General features: G+C 38.9%; 15 protein-coding genes. 14 read left to right on the top strand and 1 reads right to left on the bottom strand.

Annotation, left to right across the window (positions count from 1 at the left end):
• Positions 1 to 88 precede the first annotated feature (88 nt).
• The 4 genes from IPH66_09495 (at position 89) to IPH66_09510 (ending at position 3,174) form a co-directional block, all read left to right on the top strand.
• Entirely contained in the window at positions 89 to 634 is a 546-nt protein-coding gene (locus tag IPH66_09495; GenBank protein MBK7129578.1) for a hypothetical protein, read from the top strand.
• A gap of 13 nt (positions 635 to 647) precedes the next feature.
• A complete protein-coding gene (locus tag IPH66_09500; GenBank protein MBK7129579.1) occupies positions 648 to 1,031 on the top strand; it encodes a DUF1987 domain-containing protein in 384 nt (127 codons plus the stop codon).
• Between the two features lie 2 nt (positions 1,032 to 1,033).
• Complete coding sequence (locus tag IPH66_09505) at positions 1,034 to 1,636, top strand: dephospho-CoA kinase (protein MBK7129580.1); 603 nt, start codon at positions 1,034 to 1,036, stop codon at positions 1,634 to 1,636.
• Positions 1,637 to 1,713: 77 nt separating this feature from the next.
• Entirely contained in the window at positions 1,714 to 3,174 is a 1,461-nt protein-coding gene (locus tag IPH66_09510; GenBank protein ID MBK7129581.1) for an NAD(P)H-hydrate dehydratase, read from the top strand.
• Here the strand turns inward: IPH66_09510 and IPH66_09515 are convergent.
• A complete protein-coding gene (locus tag IPH66_09515) occupies positions 3,171 to 3,971 on the bottom strand; it encodes an outer membrane beta-barrel protein (protein MBK7129582.1) in 801 nt (266 codons plus the stop codon). The two genes, IPH66_09510 and IPH66_09515, sit on opposite strands and share 4 nt — an antisense overlap.
• Positions 3,972 to 4,075: 104 nt before the next feature.
• Between IPH66_09515 and IPH66_09520 the strand changes: the two genes are divergently transcribed.
• The 10 genes from IPH66_09520 (at position 4,076) to IPH66_09565 (ending at position 17,369) form a co-directional block, all read left to right on the top strand.
• The gene (locus IPH66_09520) at positions 4,076 to 4,627 is read left to right on the top strand and encodes a rhomboid family intramembrane serine protease (GenBank protein MBK7129583.1); all 552 of its coding nucleotides are present in this window, start codon (positions 4,076 to 4,078) and stop codon (positions 4,625 to 4,627) included.
• 74 nt (positions 4,628 to 4,701) lie between these two features.
• Positions 4,702 to 5,667: an AAA family ATPase gene (locus IPH66_09525; GenBank protein ID MBK7129584.1), complete on the top strand. Its 966-nt coding sequence runs from the start codon at positions 4,702 to 4,704 to the stop codon at positions 5,665 to 5,667.
• Between the two features lie 277 nt (positions 5,668 to 5,944).
• Complete coding sequence (locus IPH66_09530) at positions 5,945 to 7,960, top strand: 3-hydroxyacyl-CoA dehydrogenase/enoyl-CoA hydratase family protein (protein MBK7129585.1); 2,016 nt, start codon at positions 5,945 to 5,947, stop codon at positions 7,958 to 7,960.
• A gap of 151 nt (positions 7,961 to 8,111) precedes the next feature.
• Positions 8,112 to 10,238, top strand: coding sequence for a hydantoinase/oxoprolinase family protein (locus IPH66_09535; GenBank protein MBK7129586.1), 2,127 nt, complete (start codon positions 8,112 to 8,114; stop codon positions 10,236 to 10,238).
• 66 nt (positions 10,239 to 10,304) lie between these two features.
• Positions 10,305 to 11,990: a hydantoinase B/oxoprolinase family protein gene (locus IPH66_09540; GenBank protein ID MBK7129587.1), complete on the top strand. Its 1,686-nt coding sequence runs from the start codon at positions 10,305 to 10,307 to the stop codon at positions 11,988 to 11,990.
• 2 nt (positions 11,991 to 11,992) lie between these two features.
• Positions 11,993 to 12,394 (top strand): RidA family protein, encoded by a 402-nt coding sequence (locus IPH66_09545; protein ID MBK7129588.1) that lies wholly within the window; start codon positions 11,993 to 11,995, stop codon positions 12,392 to 12,394.
• A 12-nt stretch (positions 12,395 to 12,406) separates the two neighbouring features.
• Positions 12,407 to 13,684, top strand: a complete 1,278-nt coding sequence (locus IPH66_09550) for a pyridoxal phosphate-dependent aminotransferase (protein ID MBK7129589.1) — start codon at positions 12,407 to 12,409, stop codon at positions 13,682 to 13,684.
• 18 nt (positions 13,685 to 13,702) lie between these two features.
• Positions 13,703 to 14,833 (top strand): acyl-CoA dehydrogenase family protein, encoded by a 1,131-nt coding sequence (locus IPH66_09555; GenBank protein ID MBK7129590.1) that lies wholly within the window; start codon positions 13,703 to 13,705, stop codon positions 14,831 to 14,833.
• Positions 14,830 to 16,200 carry a hypothetical protein gene (locus IPH66_09560; protein MBK7129591.1) on the top strand — a complete coding sequence of 457 codons (1,371 nt, stop codon included), beginning with the start codon at positions 14,830 to 14,832 and terminating at the stop codon, positions 16,198 to 16,200. Before IPH66_09555 ends, IPH66_09560 begins: the two co-directional genes overlap by 4 nt.
• Positions 16,197 to 17,369 carry a hypothetical protein gene (locus tag IPH66_09565; protein ID MBK7129592.1) on the top strand — a complete coding sequence of 391 codons (1,173 nt, stop codon included), beginning with the start codon at positions 16,197 to 16,199 and terminating at the stop codon, positions 17,367 to 17,369. The genes IPH66_09560 and IPH66_09565 overlap by 4 nt, the downstream gene beginning before the upstream one ends.
• Positions 17,370 to 17,392 lie beyond the last annotated feature (23 nt).

A 17,392-nucleotide genomic window follows, 5' to 3' on the forward strand; every position in this document is an offset into this window, starting at 1 on the left:
AAGCTCTATTTCGTTTAAATTCGAAAAATAACATGCAAAAAGAAGTGGCAAAATATTATTTTATATATTTGTCTTGCTCAAAAACCAGGTGAACCAGATTTACGAGATATATAAGAAACTTGAAGAACGGAACGTATTGTTATCCTTCAAAGGAATGATTACGTCTGAGCTGCTCACCACCATTCTCCAAATTATGGAGTCCAAAATGGACCATATTGATGAGAATCCTAAGGTGAAGAAAAAAGTTTTCAATATTCTGGTAGAATGTCTTCAAAATCTTTATCACCATATTGATCAAGAAGACATGGTACACGTGCCTGCTGAAGAGCGGTCAGCCTTGTTGATGATAGCAAAAAACAGCAATTCATATCAGATAACTACCGGAAACTACATGAAAACTTCTGATGTAGCCACGTTGAAAGATAAGCTTGACCTAGTTAATGGGATGGATAAGGAAGAACTGAAAGCCTATTATAAACAAGTACTCAATGAAGGCTCTATGTCTGAAAAAGGTACTGCAGGTTTGGGAATGATTGACATTGCAAGAAAATCAGGTGAGAAACTTGAATATGAATTTCTCACTATTAATGATAGAACAAGTTTTTTTAGTTTAACAGTAAAAATAGCAGAATAACACAGAGTGATATATGGAAAATCTAATTCTTGAAGGATCAGCTAAAACGCCAACAGTAAAATTCGACGCCTCTAACGGTGTACTCGAGTTGAAAGGAAGATCAATTCCTGAAAACTCAATTGAGTTTTACAAACCGTTAAACGACTGGATTGAAGCTTATGGTCAAAACCCTAAGCCAAATACCATTGTTGAAGTAAAACTTGAGTATTTCAATACTTCGTCGTCGAAATGTATCCTTGACCTTTTCAAACAACTTGAAAAACTCAACAGCGGAAACACTGAGGTGAAAGTGAATTGGTATTTTGAAGAGGACGATGAAGACATGGAAGAAGCTGGTGAAGATTACCAAGCTATCATCGATCTTCCGTTCAAGATGATCGAAGTAGAAGAAATTTAAATTTGAGATCTCAGATAACAGTCGGGATAACCGGTGGTATTGGTGCGGGCAAATCTATCGTTTGCCGTATCCTCTCTATCATGGGTTATCCCGTTTTTTATGCTGACATCATAGCTAAAGAATTGCTCCTAGAAAACGAAGTGGCAATTCAGGTAAAAGCCATTTTTGGCAATCAATCTTACACCGGAGAAACACCCAATCGCGCTTTCATTGCTCAGGAAATTTTTTCTGATGCCGTTAAAAAAAATAAACTCACTGCTATTATTCATCCATTGGTGAAAGACCGGTTTGAAAGCTGGAGAAGTGCACAAAATACATCTATTGTTTTTAATGAAGCTGCCATTCTTTTTGAAACAGGTAGATATCGTGACTTCACAAAAAACATTTTGGTCACCGCACCTGAAGATATTAAAATAAAACGGGTGCATGCCAGAGATGGTTTACCTGAAAGTCAGATAAAACAACGCATGGCGAATCAATGGGCTGATGAACAAAAAATGACGCTGACTGATTTTATTATCATGAATGATGATCATCATGCACTTATTCCGCAAGTGCTTAACATGATCCAGACTTTGACCCCTAAAAATAATTTGAATGAATAGTGGCAGATAAATTTTTATCCGCAAAAAAAATGAGCAGGAAAGTCATCTGCAATAAATCACAATAAAATAATGGACAGATGAAAATTTATACCGAATCTCAAATCCAAGCATGGGATGCATTTACCATAGCGCATGAACCCATTTCATCTGTAGATTTGATGGACAGAGCTGCCACAGCATTCACTCGTCAGTTGCTGGCTACCCATGTTTTTGAATCGGCAATCATATTTTGCGGACCCGGTAACAACGGGGGCGATGGATTGGTGTGTGCACGATTATTGGTTGAGAAAAAAATATCTGTACGCATTGTCATCATCAACATCAACAATAAATTCTCAGATGATTTTTTAATACAAAGGAATAGATTACCCAAAACAGAAAACCTTGTCCAACTAGAAGAAAATAATAGTACAATCAATATCACCGAAGACCTTGTAGTTGATGCAATTTTTGGTTCAGGTTTAAATAAAAGTATCAGTGGATGGTTGGGTGAAATTATTGAATCAATAAATCAATCAGGCAAACCCATTTGTTCTATTGATATACCGAGCGGACTCTTCTGCACAGATAATCGGAATAACAATTTAAATTTTGTTATCAATGCAAACCAAACTATCACATTTCAATCACCCAAAATGTCTTTCTTGTATGGAACTTATGCAAAATATTGCGGTGATTTAAGATTGGCTGATATTGGCTTGTCTGAAGAATTTAACGAAGAGCCTTTTGCTGAATTCATCACCCGTGCTGAAGTGTGTATCAAACAGCGCAACAAGTTTTCACATAAAGGCAATCATGGATATTTATTTATTGCCGCAGGGTTTGAATATTATGCCGGTGCTGCTGTTTTAGCAAGTTCTGCGGCCATGAGAACAGGTTGCGGTTATGCTGCTGTACATTGCAGTGAACAGAACAGAAATATTTTACTCAGCGCAGTTCCTGAATCTCTTTTCATTGCATCAATTGCTGATGGTATACCAAAAAAGGCAAGCGCGGTTGCTGTGGGCCCTGGACTTGGAACAGATGAACATGCATTGAATACTTTGTCAAGATTAATCAAAACAAATTTACCTCTGGTATTGGATGCTGACGCAATTACTTTGCTGGCATCAAACAGAACATTGATTTCACAACTTCATGAAAACACAATTCTGACGCCGCATCCACTAGAGTTAGAGAGATTGATTGGAAAATATTCTTCACCTGAGGAGACATTGGAGCAGCAAAAAAAATTCTCCATAGAACATCGTGTATATATTTTACAGAAAGGAGCCTATTCAAAAATCACGACACCTGATGGAAAGATATATATCAATAGCAGTGGTAACGCGGGCATGGCGACGGCCGGCATGGGAGATGTTCTCACAGGTATTATTGGTTCATTGCTGGCGCAAGGCTACAGTGCGCATGATGCAGTAGTTTTTGGTACGTATATTCATGGATATGCCGGTGATTTAGTGAGACGTAAACAAGGTGAAACCGGTATGCTGGCAAGTGATGTGGTGAAAGAACTTCCTCATGCTATCAACTCACTTTAGAACCTGATAAACATTCCGGCATTTACTCCAAGTGAAAATAGATTGTGTCGTAATGAAATAATATTGTCGGCGTATGTGTTAAACAAATGTCTGCGATATTCTGGCATCACAAAAAAACCAACATACTTATTCACGTATTGAAAACCAAGTCCACACGTGATCATGGCATTGAAAGTTCTAAATCCCTGAGTAATTTCTTCGGGCTCATTTTCAATAAAATTTCCGTTTTCTCTCGTGTATTCACTGCTGTATACAATTTTCAAAATATTCAAAGGAGCAATACCGGCGAATGCAAAAAACTGAAACTTATTTCCATAAACGTATTTAATTCTTACCGGTAAGGCAAACTGTTTATAATTACTGGTGTACGCATACGTACTATCAGTGAGTGAATCTTGAAAAAAATACTTCTCACTGTTGCCATAATAAGCAATACCAATGTCAAGATGAAAATGGTCAGACAATTCCATCAACATGCCTAAACCTGTTCCGCCATTTAATCCATACGTTTCTTCTTCACGTTCACGATAATAATTTGCAGCTGACTGATCTTCAAAATGACGGTATGAGTATTGAAAAGTGCCGTTAAAATAAAAATTGGTTCCGCTTAAAGAATCTTCATTGAATTCACTTTTTTCTTCAGGTGCTTTTTCTTTTTTCTCCTTTTTTTGCTTCTCCTTCTCAGGTTCAGTATTTCCATTGGTTATTTGAGAAAAGGCACCGGATGAAAGGCAAAGTGTGAAAACCAGCACAACGGGCAGAAAGGAATTCAATTTTATAATATCTTTGAATGACATGATGCAAAAATAGCAAAACGCTCAAACTTATATTATTTATTCATGCCAGGTGTTAACTTGAATGATTGAATGGTAGTGAGAAAAGAAATACAACAAAATATTTTATGAAGATAACTTTTAATTCTCCGGTCATACTCAGTTTCTCCATTGTATGTGCATTGGTTTATGTAATCACAATACCCGGCGGTATGCTGAGTGATTTATTTGTATTGGTGCCTGAATGGAATTTCACCAGCGCTGCATGGTATATGCGCCTCTTTTCACATACTGTTGGTCACGCCAGCACAGAGCACTTGATGGGGAATCTTGCGTTCATCCTTTTAATCGGACCGATTGCTGAAGAAAAATATGGAGCAAAAAACCTGCTGATCATGATGTTTTCTACTGCGCTCATTACTTCCTTATTGCATCTGATGTTTTTTGATATTGGTTTATTGGGTGCCAGTGGCATTGTCTTTATGCTGATTCTTATAGTATCATTGGTGAATTTTAAAAACAAAGAAATTCCAATCACCTTCATTCTGGTAGTTTTAATTTTTATTGGTAAAGAGATTTTAGGCAGCTTTGAGAACGACGGTATATCTCACTTTGCACATATTGTGGGCGGTATAGTAGGAGCAATTTTCGGCTTTGCGCTTGGCAGTAAAAAAGCGTAGGCTACTATTGTTGTGAATCTTTAACAAACCAGACACAAGTCTTTTTACTATTTTTGATACATTACAATTTTATTATGGACAAGCTTTCAGACAAAGACGGAGTAGATTTATTAGTAAAAAAATACGCCACCCTCAAAAATGAAATTCACAAAGTAATTGTTGGGCAAGATGCGGTGGTGGATCAGGTATTGAAATCAATTTTTTCTAACGGACACAGTTTATTGGTAGGTGTACCCGGACTTGCTAAAACGCTACTCATTCAAACTATTTCTGATTCGCTTGGGCTGAGTTTTAAACGCATTCAGTTTACACCTGACTTGATGCCATCAGACATTATTGGCGCAGAAATTTTGGATGAATCAAGAAATTTCAAATTCATCAAAGGACCTATTTTTGCGAATATCATTCTGGCAGATGAGATCAACCGAACACCACCAAAAACACAAGCCGCCCTGCTTGAAGCAATGCAAGAAAAAAATGTTACGGCTGCAGGTCACAAATACACCCTTGACAAACCTTTCTTTGTATTGGCTACGCAAAATCCTATTGAGCAAGAAGGTACATACCCATTGCCTGAAGCGCAGTTGGACCGTTTCATGTTTAATATCTGGGTTGATTATCCAACTTTTGAAGAAGAAATTTCTATTGTAAAAAACACCACTTCAGATTTTGTTGCCAAACCAAGTCCTGTAATTTCAGGTGAAGAAATTTTATATTTTCAAGGTTTGGTAAGGCGCGTTCCTGTGCCTGATGCGGTATATGATTATGCTGTAAAACTGGTGGGTAAAACCAGATTGAGCGGCCCCAACACACATGAACTTGCAAAAAAATATCTTGATTGGGGAGCAGGACCTCGCGCATCTCAATACCTTATCATTGGTGCTAAATGTCATGCCGCAGTGAACGGTAAATATTCACCCGACATTGAAGATGTAAAAGCATTAGCAAAACCTATTCTTAGACATCGCATCGTGCGCAACTACAAAGCTGAAGCTGAAGGATACACAGTTGATCGCATTATTGAGGAGATGATGGGGTGATGCATGCACAAGCCTGATATTACTTACAGGTTTTCCATTCTCAGCATTTCATAGTCCCCAAAGATCATGGTTACGCCACACAATTTTTTTAATCACATCCCCGATGTCAGCTTGTTAGGTTAACATTAGGTTCAATCCAACTGCCCCCCACCCCACATTACCACTCATTTTCAAGCCTTTTTATAATTTATGATTTATATCACATTATGATTCTGCTCATATTTTGTGCTGACGAAACTTAAGACCTTACGCCAACTAAACATTAGCGTATCGTTTTATGAAATTTTACAAGAATAATGAACTGGTAAAAGTAGCCGTAATTGGCGCCGGTCAAATTGGACCGGATATTGCCCTGCACTTCGCAAAATCTCTTTCATCTTCAGGGGTGAAGGTAATCAACATTGATATTTCAGATGCAGCTCTGGAAAAAGCCAAAGAAAAGGCCTTTAAAAAAATTCAAAAAGGAGTTGATACCGGTGCGTTCAAGCCTGAACAAGCTGAGCGAATTAAAAATGCGCTGACTTTCAGTAGTGATTATGAAAATGTGCGCGGTTGCCAATTGGTTGTTGAAGCAGCAACCGAAGATGAAAACATCAAGGACAAAATTTTTAAACAAGTTGAAGCCATGACAGATGACAATTGTGTGTATCTGTCTAACTCATCACATATGCAGCCTGAAGTTATTTTCAGAAACATGAAAAATAAAACCCGCTGTCTGGTGGCACATTATTTTTTTCCGGCTGAAATTAATCCTGCCGTTGAAATTGTACCGGGCAAAGAAACTTCTGCTGAACTGGCAAATTATCTCTTGAAATTTTATGAGGAAATTGGCAAGGTGCCTGTCCTGGTTAAAAGTTCTTACGGATATGCCGTTGACCCTGTTTTTGAAGGTATTTGCCAAACAGCCATCATGTGTCTTGAACGTGGTTGGGGTAATGAAAAAGAAATTGATAAAGCAGCCGTGAAAGCATTGGGCTTAGGTGTTGGACCTTTCACTGCATTAAATCTTACCGGCGGAAATCCTATCACCGGACATGGATTAGATGAAATGGGAAAACTCACCATGCCTTGGTTTAAAACACCGGCCATTCTGCATGAAAAAGTAAAAGATAAATCTGCATGGAATACAGCACAGCGTGGTGAAGTGGTTGAACTTGCCGCTGACAAAGAAGAAAAATTAGTGAATGAATTCCGTGGTGCTTATTTTGCTCTTACTTCATTCATTTTTGATATTGGCATCATTGATATTCATGATTACAACATGATTTGTGAAATTTCATTGGTGATGAAAGCTCCATTCACATATATGAATCAGCTTGGTATTGAAAAGTCATATAATCTGGTGAAAGAGTTCTGTAAAAATCACCCAACATTTCCATTCCCTAAAGTACTTGAAAAAGCAAAATCTGATGGCGGTTGGAAAATTCGCGACATCGTTACACAAAAAGAAAATGGTTCATTGGTTGTGACTATTCGTCGTCCAAAAGTATTAAACGCCTTAAATCTTGAAGTACTAAAACAAATCAGAGAAGCGCTTGAAGAAGTAAAAAATGATGCGTCGGTGAAATCAGCCGTGATCACAGGTTTTGGAACCAAAGCATTTGTTTCAGGGGCAGATTTAAATATGCTTGCTTCATTAAAAACGCCGGAAGAAGGGTATGATAATTCTCGTACATTCCAATCAGTACTTGATTATATTGAGAGCTATCCCAAACCTATTGTATGCGCAATGAACGGATTTGCTTTTGGCGGCGGAAACGAATTAGCCATGGCATGTACCACCCGCATCTGCAAAAAAGGACTTTCTGTTTTGGTTTGTCAACCTGAAGTAAATCTTGGATTTATTCCGGGTGCCGGCGGAACACAAAGGTTGCCGCGTATTGTTGGAGTCGAAAAAGCTTCAGAAATTTTGCGTACTGCAAGAAATGTTTCTGCTAAGGAAGCTGAAGAAATTGGTTTGGTTCACGCTGCTGTTGACGGAAACATTGTTGCGTATGCCATTCAACTTGCTAACCAAATTGCATCAGGTGAAGTGAAAGTAAAAACCATGGTGAAAGAACCTATTTCAGCAAACGGAAATCCAAAGCCGGTTGAGTTAGGACATCTAAGTAAAAAAATAGATGAAATTCTCACACGAGCAATTTATGAAGGTTCACGTCTAAGTTTGAAAGATGGACTTGATCTTGAATCGCGCATGTTTGGTGAATGTCTGAAAACACAAGACATGAAAATTGGATTGGATAATTTCAAAACCAACGGACCAAAAGTGAAAGCAAATTTTATTCATGAATAACGGTAGCCCGGGTCATTGATCCGGGCTTCATTTTATAGCATTATACATAGGTAATGAGCAAGGTGGTTTTTGAAATATGATGCGGAGTAGAAGAATTGACCACTCCACAAATTTTGGCAACCACATCATTCATATAAAAAACTAAGAGCAGATGAAATTTAAAGTAGGCATTGATATCGGCGGTACGTTTACTGATTTGATTGCCATTTCAGAAACAGGAGATACCACGGTACACAAAACCTTATCTACTCCGTTAGATCCTTCAGTCGGATTTATAAACGGACTGCGTGAAATTGCAGAGATGCGCAAAACAAATTTTGCAGATTTTATTGCTTCCATTGACACCATTGTGCACGGAACCACGGTTGCAACCAACGCGTTGCTTACTTTGCGCGGAGCAAAAACTGCCTTAGTCACAACAAAAGGTTTTCGTGATGCGCTTGAAATGCGTCGGGGAATCAGGGAAGAACAATTCAATAATCATTTCAAAAATGTAAGTCCGCTGGTGCCTCGGTATCTTAGATATAGCATAGATGAGCGTGTTGATGCGGAAGGCAATGTCTTAAAAAAAATCAAAGAAACTGAACTCCAATCCTTAGTTAAAAAAATTAAAGCAGAAAAAATTGAATCGGTTGCAATCTGCTTTATGAATTCATACAAAAACAATGCGCATGAGAAAAAAGCATTGTCTTATTTGCGCAAGAATTTGAAAGGTGTTTTTGTCACAGCATCATTTGAAGTGCTGCCATCTATTCGCTTCTATGAACGTGTGAGTACAACGGCAGTTAGCGCATTTGTGGGACCAATTGTCGAAAAATATCTAAACAATCTTCAGCAAAAATTAAAAGACATTACATACAAAGGTACCTTGTTGATCATGCAATCAAATGGCGGAGTAGTATTACCTGCGCAAGTGAAAAGAAATCCGGCCGTAACAGTATTGTCTGGTCCTGCCGCTGCACCAACTGCCGGGGCATTTTATTCTGAATTATTAGGATACAAAAATTGTATCACCGTTGATATGGGCGGCACCAGTTTTGACGCAGCACTTGTAATCAACAACCAATGTGTTACGGGCACTGAAGGTTCAATTGACAGATATCGTATTGCGTTACCATCACTTGACATCATCACCATTGGCGCAGGCGGTGGTTCTATTGGCTGGATTGATAACGGAGGTTTATTGCGCATGGGACCACAAAGTGCAGGATCATTACCCGGTCCGGTATGCTATGATAGAGGTGGTGAATTACCTGCTTGTACTGATGCAGATTTGATTCTTGGTTATTTGAATCCTGATTTTTTTGCCGGTGGAAAATTAAAACTCAACCGCTCAAAAGCAGTGAAAGCAATTCAAGATAAACTTGCTTCAAAATTAGGTTTATCCGTGATGGAAACTGCTGCCGGAATGTATCGCATCATAAATAGCAATATGGCGCAAGGGGTAAGACAGGTTTCTGTTGAGCGTGGGTATGATCCGCGTGAATTTTTATTCATTGTTGCCGGTGGTGCAGGTTCAATCCACTCTTCTGAAATTTGTAAAGAGCTTGAAATTCCAATGTTCCTGGTTCCTAACGTATCTTCAATTTTCTGCGCTGCAGGTATGTTGCTGGGTGATCTTAAACATGATTACATCCGGTCTTACATGACGACATTCAACGAACTTGACCGCAAAAAATTCATTGCCTTGTTTAATGAAATGAAAGCTGAAGGTGTACACGCCTTAGTAAAAGAAGAAGGGGTGCCTGAAAAAAGAATCAGCTTCCACCCGGTACTGGATATGAGATACATGGGACAATATCACGAAGTGCCGCTGGAAGTAAATTGGGATGATGTGATGAATTTTAAAACTGATAAAATATTTGACGCATTTCATAAAGAACATAACAGACAGTTTGGATATTCACTCAAAGATGAAGGAACAGATATGGAATTGATCAATATCCGCTTGAGGGTAATTGGTCAGAATGAGAAACCAAAATTCATGTCACACCGACAAAAAAGGGTAAGTGCTGAGTCTGCAATTAAAGAGTATCGTGAAGTATATATTCCTGAACTAGAAAAAATGAAAAACGTTCCGGTGTATGACGGAGACATGCCTATCTATGGCAGTACACTTGCCGGTCCGTGCATCATTGAAAAAATTACTACATCCGTTTTTGTAAGTGAAAATTACGATTGTCTTACAGATGATTTTGGTTCTTTCATTGTGTATGAGCGTGAAAAATTTCCTGAAGGTTTTTCCAAAACAGAAAAAAAATCAAAAGCCCTGAATTAAAATGTTCAGATGTGATGCAAGAAAAAAAATGTCAGACATCTGATTTAACTGAATAAAAAAATTAAAATGAAAGTTGATAAAATTCTGATCACCATTTTTCAGCGAGCGTTTAAATCCATCACAGATGAGATGAGTATATCGCTGACAAAAACAACTCGTTCACCCATTTTATGTGAGGCAAAAGATTTTGTTACCGGTTTGTACGATGCCGAAGGGCAAATGCTGGAACAAACAGAAAATCTACCCATACTTTCTTTTTCACTTGGACCGGTTTGCAGGGTGATTCTGAAACAATATGGAAAAGATATTCATCCGGGTGATGTGATTATTCACAATGATGTGTTCTCAATGGGTAATCAGAATAATGACGTGGCCATTTTTAAACCAATCTTTTACAAAAACACACTCGTTGGTTGGTCAGCTGCAAAAGGGCATCAAGCCGATATTGGCGGAGCAGTTCAGGGTGGATACAACCCAAATGCTACTGAAGTTTGGCAGGAAGCAATTCGGATTCCTGCAACAAAATTGTATGAAAAAGGAGAACTTCGTAAAGATGTCTGGAATCTGATTTTTGCAAACATCCGTTTACAGATGGTTCAAGAAGATATCAAAGCACAAATCGGAGCGTGCACTTTGGGTGAACGTCGTCTGCAGGCATTTGTTGAGAAATATGGTCTTGAATCATTCGAACTGCATAAACAAGCGCTTTTTGATTCAACAGAAAAAATGATGCGTGCTGAAATCAAAGCCATTCCCAACGGAGTATATAAAGGCGCTTCCATGGTTTATTATGACGGAAAACACAAGGGAACCAAATTTCCAATTCGCACAGAAATAACCGTGAAGAATGAAGATATCACCTTTGATTTTTCAAAATCATCACCCCAAACCAAAGGCTTTGTCAACGGCACTTACACATCAACCTGTTCAGCCATCACACTTACTTTTTTACAAATGGTGAATCCTGACATTCCGCATAATGAAGGAATGATAAAACCACTTAAATACATTGTACCTGAGGGAACCATTTTGAACGCATCATATCCGGCTGCCACTACATTTGGAAATCACTTGTGCCCGCAGGTAGCTGATGCCATTTTCAAAGCATTGGGTCCTGCAGTGCCAGAACGCATTACAGCAGGATGGAATCATTTACTCTGCTCACTTTTCACGGGCAATCATCCGCGCACCGGAAAAAAATATGTTGACATCTGCTTTCTCGGAATGAAAGGTGGCAGCGGTGCTTTAAAAGGTGATGATGGGTATGATCACATTGGAATGATTGATGCATCAGGTGGAGTATTGGATCAGGATTATGAAATGTATGAACAACAAACACCACATATTATTCTGAAACATGAATACCTATGTGATTCAGGTGGCGCCGGTCAATGGCGTGGTGGATTAGGAACAGAAACTGAAATTCTGTTGCGCGGTGGTGACACAACCATGGTAGTTTTTGGTGATGGAGATGTAGAACCTAATTACGGATTGTTCGGCGGTAAAGGATCTGTGTTAAATAAAATTGAACTCACCTACCCTAAAAATTATAAAGGGAAAAAGAAACTCATTCCTATGAGTAAAGATATGATTCACGGTATTCCAAACAACACGCATTATTACCAGATTGCCGGAGGCGGCGGCGGTTACGGAAATCCAAAAAAACGAGACAAGGACAAAGTGCGCACTGATTTAAAAAACGAAGTCATCTCAAAAAAAGCAGCAGAAAAAATTTACGGATTAAAAAAATAATCATGTCACACGAAATTATTTTACCAGATGGTTGGCTAAAACCCAAAGGATACTCCAACGGAATATTAGCAGAAAAAGGCCGCGTACTATTTATGGCCGGACAAGTTGGTTGGTCAGCTGAAGAAAAATTTGCCAGTGAAAAATTAGTTCCACAATTTGAGCAGGCGCTGAAAAACATTGTCGCCATCGTTGAAAAAGCCGGTGGTCAAGCAAGTGATATATGCAAGATGACCTGCTTCTGCAAAGACCGAAATCAATATCTGGAAACAAGAAAAGAATTAGGTGCAATCTGGAAAAATATTATGGGATCACATTACCCTTGTATGTCTATGATTTTTGTTGTTGACCTATTGGATCACCCAGCACTGATTGAAATTGAAGCCATGGCAGTAGTACCTGATTAAAATAAATTACGCATGAAAAAAGGAATAAATAAAAACACCAACGCGTTTCGTGAAGTTCCCTACATGGGCGTTATCTGGGTGGTAGCAGAAGCCATGAAACGAGGATTCTACAACGGAAACCCTGAATGGTCAAATCTTGGACAAGGTCAACCTGAAATTGGTGAGATGGAAGGAGCACCCAAACGTATTACTTCATTCAGCATTGAGCCAGGTGATCAGGCTTATGGCCCCTTGAGTGGGTCACAAGGTTTGAGAGAAATGATAGCCGATCATTACAACCGACTCTATCGCAAAAAAAATAAATCAAAATATACTGCTGATAACGTAAGTGTATGTATGGGTGGAAGACTTGCTCTCACACGCATATTTGCTGCACTTGGCAAAGTAAAACTTGGTTATAAAAATCCTGAGTACACCGCATATCAGGATACCATGGCCTACCATCAGTCCAAAATAACCTGTGTTGAAATTCCGGTAACTGAAAAAAATGGATTCAACATTCCGGCTAATAAATTGTCATCTGTTATCACAAAAAACAAACTTGGAGCACTACTCATTTCCAATCCTTGCAATCCAACCGGATATGTAATACAAGGTAAAGAACTTGCGACATGGGTTAAAACTGCACGCCAGAAAAATTGCGCATTAATACTGGATGAATTTTATTCTCATTTTATTTACGAAGGAAAAAATGCAGCCAAGGCAGGAATATCAGGAGCTGAATTTATAGATGATGTGGACAAAGATCCTGTTTTATTAATAGACGGATTAACAAAATCATTCCGCTATCCCGGTTGGCGAGTTGGCTGGATAGTAGGCCCAAAAAACATCATTGAAAACATCAACCGTGCAGCCAGCGCAGTTGACGGTGGCCCAAGCCAACCCATGACACGTGCGACCATGAAAGTGCTTGAAAAAAATTACGCTGATCAAGAAACGAAAGCAGTGCGAAACATGTTCAGCCGCAAGAAAAATTTCATGGTTGAATCACTCACCAAAGCGGGTATCAATATTTTACCATCCAACGGTACATTCTATTTATGGGGAGACATTTCAAAATTACCGACACCAATTAATAAGGCCGAACGATTTTTCTTTGAAGCATTAAACCACAAAGTGATGACAGTGCCGGGTTACTTTTTTGACGTGCAACCCAAACCGGTTAAAAAACAAAACTTTCAGCAATGGATCAGGTTCTCATTTGGACCAGATGAAAAAAACATGAAAGCAGGTCTAACCCGACTCAACGAAATGATTGATTCGTTCAGAAAAAAATCAAAAAAAAAATAAACCGACACCATCGCAAACATGAATTTTGAATTAACTGACATACAAAAACAAGTGCAGGCCACATTCAGAGAGTTTGCTGATAAACGCATTCGCCCACAAGCTGCAAAACTTGACGAAGAAAAAAAATTCCCCTCTGAGCTTTTCAAAGAAGCAGCCGACCTGGGATTTTTTGGTATGCGATATCCTGAATCAGCCGGAGGTACCGGAATGGATGTTGTGTCCTATTCGCTTGCCGTAATGGAAATAGCACGCGGATCGCTGAGTGTTGCGGCGGCATGCACTATGCAATCACTCATGGGTACTTATTTTCTTTATCGGTTCGGTAATGATGAAATTCGTGAACAATATTTTGCTGCCGCTTTGAGAGGTGAAAAAATTGGTGGTATCTGTATGACAGAACCCAATGCAGGAAGTGATTTGATGAGCATTCAAACTACAGCAAAAATTACTACTGATGGTTTTGTTCTCAATGGACAAAAAACCTGGGTAACTTCAGCACCAGTTGCTGATTTTTTTACCGTGCTTGCTAAAACAGATAATCATGATCAGCTTTCTATCTTTTTTGTTCCTGCAAATCTGAAAGGTGTAATGGTTGGTAAGAGTATTGAAAAAATGGGAGTGCGCGCATCTCTCACCAGCGAAGTAGCTTTTGATGGCGTTGTATTATCTCAAAAAAATATTCTGGGTAAAATAGGTGAAGGCACAAAATGTTTAAAAGAAATATTGGCAGAAATCAGAATCATGACTGCCGCACTTGCCATTGGAGTAGCGCAAGCAGCATTTGAAGAAGCCATGGAATATGCAAAAACTCGTGTTCAGTTTGGAAAACCCATTGGAAAATTTCAGGCTGTTCAAATGAAATTTGCAGACATGGCTTTAAAACTTGAAATGGCAAAACACTATACACTCTATGCTGCACAGTTAAGTGATGAGAATAAACCACGACAAAAAGAATCCATGATGGCTAAACTGTATGCATCAGAAATTTCAAATGAAATATGTGATGAAGCATGTCGGGTATTAGCATCTTACGGTTACGCGGTGGAATATCATTTGGAAAGATATCTGCGTGATGCACGCTTTACCTTGATTGGTGGCGGAACATCAGAAATTCTTAAAATAAATATTGCTAAAGAAATTGGATTATGAGTTTTATTCACGCATACGGCACTTGTATTCCTGCCTTCAGAATTGAAGATCGGATGCTGAATCCGAAAGGGAAAAAGAACGCCGCACGAGCTGTATGTTATACCGATGAAGATGTCATCACCTTAGCATACGAAGCATCCAAAGAATGTTTAGTCAATTCAAAAAATCAACCTGAAGCAATTCTTTTTGCAAATTCATCACCGGTATTTTTCAATCGCTATCATGCTTCATTTCTTGGTGATTTACTTGGATTACCCTCTACTCTTTATTCGCTTGATTTAGTCAATTCATTAAAAAGTGGAACTGATGCAATCATACTTGCCAACTCACTCATCAACGCAGGTCAATTCAAAAACATACTGGTGATTTGTTCAGATGTTCACTATACAGGTATTGGCAATGAATTATATACTAATCATGGTCACGGGGCATGCGCCTTGCTCTTATCAAATCAAAACGGAAATTCAGAAATAGTCAATGCAATTTCTTATGGTTCGCATCCGGCTGAAGAATATGATTATAAAAACCAGCATCTGAAAATGGATGCTCGCTACGGGCGTGATGCAGGATTTAAAAATTGTATGTTTGATTTAGTGAAACAACATGCAAAAGATTTTCCGGGAACAGATAAAATTATTCTCAATTCGCCTTACGCAAAACTTGCCGGGCCTGTATTCATGAAAGCCGGATGCGGTGAAAATCAATTCTCACGAGATAGCTTGACATCCATGATTGGAAATACAGGATGCGTGCATGCCGTATTACAAATTATATCTGAAATTGAAAACGGAACAAAAAATATCATGGCAGTTGATTATGCAAACGGAACAAATTTCCTTCAGATAAGTACTAAACAAAACGACTCAAAAAGCTGGACAGAAAAATTAAATCAGTTTAATCTCATTCAGTCTTATCAAGATTATCTCACCTTAAGAAAAGAAGGCAATTTCAACTCACGTCAATATAAAACGCGTGAAATGTTCTCTTCAGAGATGATGAATGATCGTGAGCAAGAAGCATACATCAGACTCAAGGCGCAAAAATGCGTGTCTTGCGGAACGGCCTACCTGATCAAAACCTTGCGGTGTAAAAAGTGTCATTCAGAAAATTTTGAAACAGTTCAACTGGCAAATCACGGACAAGTTTATTCCTGCACGAAAGAACATTATTTTCCGGTTTCATTTCCACCGGTAAGCATGCTGGTGATTGATTTGGAAGGTGGTGGCAGAATTACTGTTCAACAAACAGACACCATGTATCCTGATCAAAATGACGTTGAAATTGGATCATCAGTCAAATTGGTTTTACGCAAAATGGTAGAGCATGATGAAAAACCAAATTACTTTTTAAAAGCAATTAAGGCATGAAAGATATCGCGATTATAGGAATTGGCGTTACAAAATTTGGTGAGTTGTTTCATCAGAGTTATGATGATCTGGTGCGTGATGCAGCAACACAAGCCGTGAAAGATGCCGGAGTACAATTAGATGAAATTGATGCAGCATGGTTGTCAACCGCATTTCCTGAAATAGGAGTTTTTAAAGGACGCAGCGGAATGGATTTAGCAGAACCTTTGAATCTTTACAACATACCCGTAACCCGTGTTTCTAATTTTTGTGCATCAGGTGCTGATGCTATCAGAAATGCGGTAAATGCTTTGCGCGCCGGCGAATGCAATGTTGCCATGGCTTTGGGAGTTGAAAAACTCCGCGACCGACAACCACAAGACAGCATCGTGAAAATGATGGTTGAATACGGACATCCGTTTTTGCAAAAAGGATTTACCGCTGCCGGTACATTTTCAATTTATGCGAAAAGAATGCAACATGAATTTGGCATTACCCGTGAAGATATTGCAGGTGTATCTGTAAAAAATCATTTTCATGGATCAATGAATGATAAGGCGCATCACCGCAAAGCTTGTACTGTAAATGATGTACTATGTTCACCCATGGTTGCTGACCCGCTCACAGTAATGGATAGCTGTCCTACAACAGATGGTGCTGCTTGTGTGATTTTGGTGCGGGCTGAAGATTTGGATAAAAAGAAACATCGCCCGGTTTATATTCAGGGTATCGGACTTTCCATTTCAACCGGATGGGATTTACCTTTTTTTGATACCAATCATGATTTTTTATCATTTGAAGCGACACGCACTGCTGCATCAAAAGCATACAAACAAGCCGGTATTACAAATCCTGCAGATGAACTTGATTTGATTGAAGTGCATGATTGTTTTTCCATTGTTGAATTACTCACTTACGAAGATTTAGGTCTCTGCAAAAAAGGAGAAGCAAAAGATATGATACGCAGTGGAGCAACAAAACTGGGCGGAAAAATTCCGGTAAATGTAAGTGGTGGATTATTATCCTGCGGGCATCCGGTGGGTGCTACCGGCGTGCGCATGGTGACTGAAGTTGTCAACCATTTACGCAATGATGCAGGCGCAAGACAAGTTGCCAATGCTAAAAGAGGATTGACACATAATATTGGAGGACCCGGAGCTATTGCTTCAGTGATTGTGCTGGGAACGTGAAAAATTTATAAGAATTAAAACTA

This window comes from Crocinitomicaceae bacterium (assembly GCA_016708105.1).
In the GTDB taxonomy this organism is placed as follows: Bacteria; Bacteroidota; Bacteroidia; order Flavobacteriales_D; family Crocinitomicaceae; genus JADJGJ01.

What these genes read in the sequence shown, in the direction of transcription:
- IPH66_09555 (MBK7129590.1), top strand. Translation starts at nt 13,703, where the DNA reads ATGAATTTTGAATTAACTGACATACAAAAACAAGTGCAGGCCACATTC.
- IPH66_09545 (MBK7129588.1), top strand. Translation starts at nt 11,993, where the DNA reads ATGTCACACGAAATTATTTTACCAGATGGTTGGCTAAAACCCAAAGGA.
- IPH66_09525 (MBK7129584.1), top strand. Translation starts at nt 4,702, where the DNA reads ATGGACAAGCTTTCAGACAAAGACGGAGTAGATTTATTAGTAAAAAAA.
- IPH66_09515 (MBK7129582.1), bottom strand. Translation starts at nt 3,971, where the DNA reads ATGTCATTCAAAGATATTATAAAATTGAATTCCTTTCTGCCCGTTGTG.
- IPH66_09560 (MBK7129591.1), top strand. Translation starts at nt 14,830, where the DNA reads ATGAGTTTTATTCACGCATACGGCACTTGTATTCCTGCCTTCAGAATT.
- IPH66_09510 (MBK7129581.1), top strand. Translation starts at nt 1,714, where the DNA reads ATGAAAATTTATACCGAATCTCAAATCCAAGCATGGGATGCATTTACC.
- IPH66_09530 (MBK7129585.1), top strand. Translation starts at nt 5,945, where the DNA reads ATGAAATTTTACAAGAATAATGAACTGGTAAAAGTAGCCGTAATTGGC.
- IPH66_09540 (MBK7129587.1), top strand. Translation starts at nt 10,305, where the DNA reads ATGAAAGTTGATAAAATTCTGATCACCATTTTTCAGCGAGCGTTTAAA.
- IPH66_09535 (MBK7129586.1), top strand. Translation starts at nt 8,112, where the DNA reads ATGAAATTTAAAGTAGGCATTGATATCGGCGGTACGTTTACTGATTTG.
- IPH66_09520 (MBK7129583.1), top strand. Translation starts at nt 4,076, where the DNA reads ATGAAGATAACTTTTAATTCTCCGGTCATACTCAGTTTCTCCATTGTA.
- IPH66_09500 (MBK7129579.1), top strand. Translation starts at nt 648, where the DNA reads ATGGAAAATCTAATTCTTGAAGGATCAGCTAAAACGCCAACAGTAAAA.
- IPH66_09550 (MBK7129589.1), top strand. Translation starts at nt 12,407, where the DNA reads ATGAAAAAAGGAATAAATAAAAACACCAACGCGTTTCGTGAAGTTCCC.
- IPH66_09565 (MBK7129592.1), top strand. Translation starts at nt 16,197, where the DNA reads ATGAAAGATATCGCGATTATAGGAATTGGCGTTACAAAATTTGGTGAG.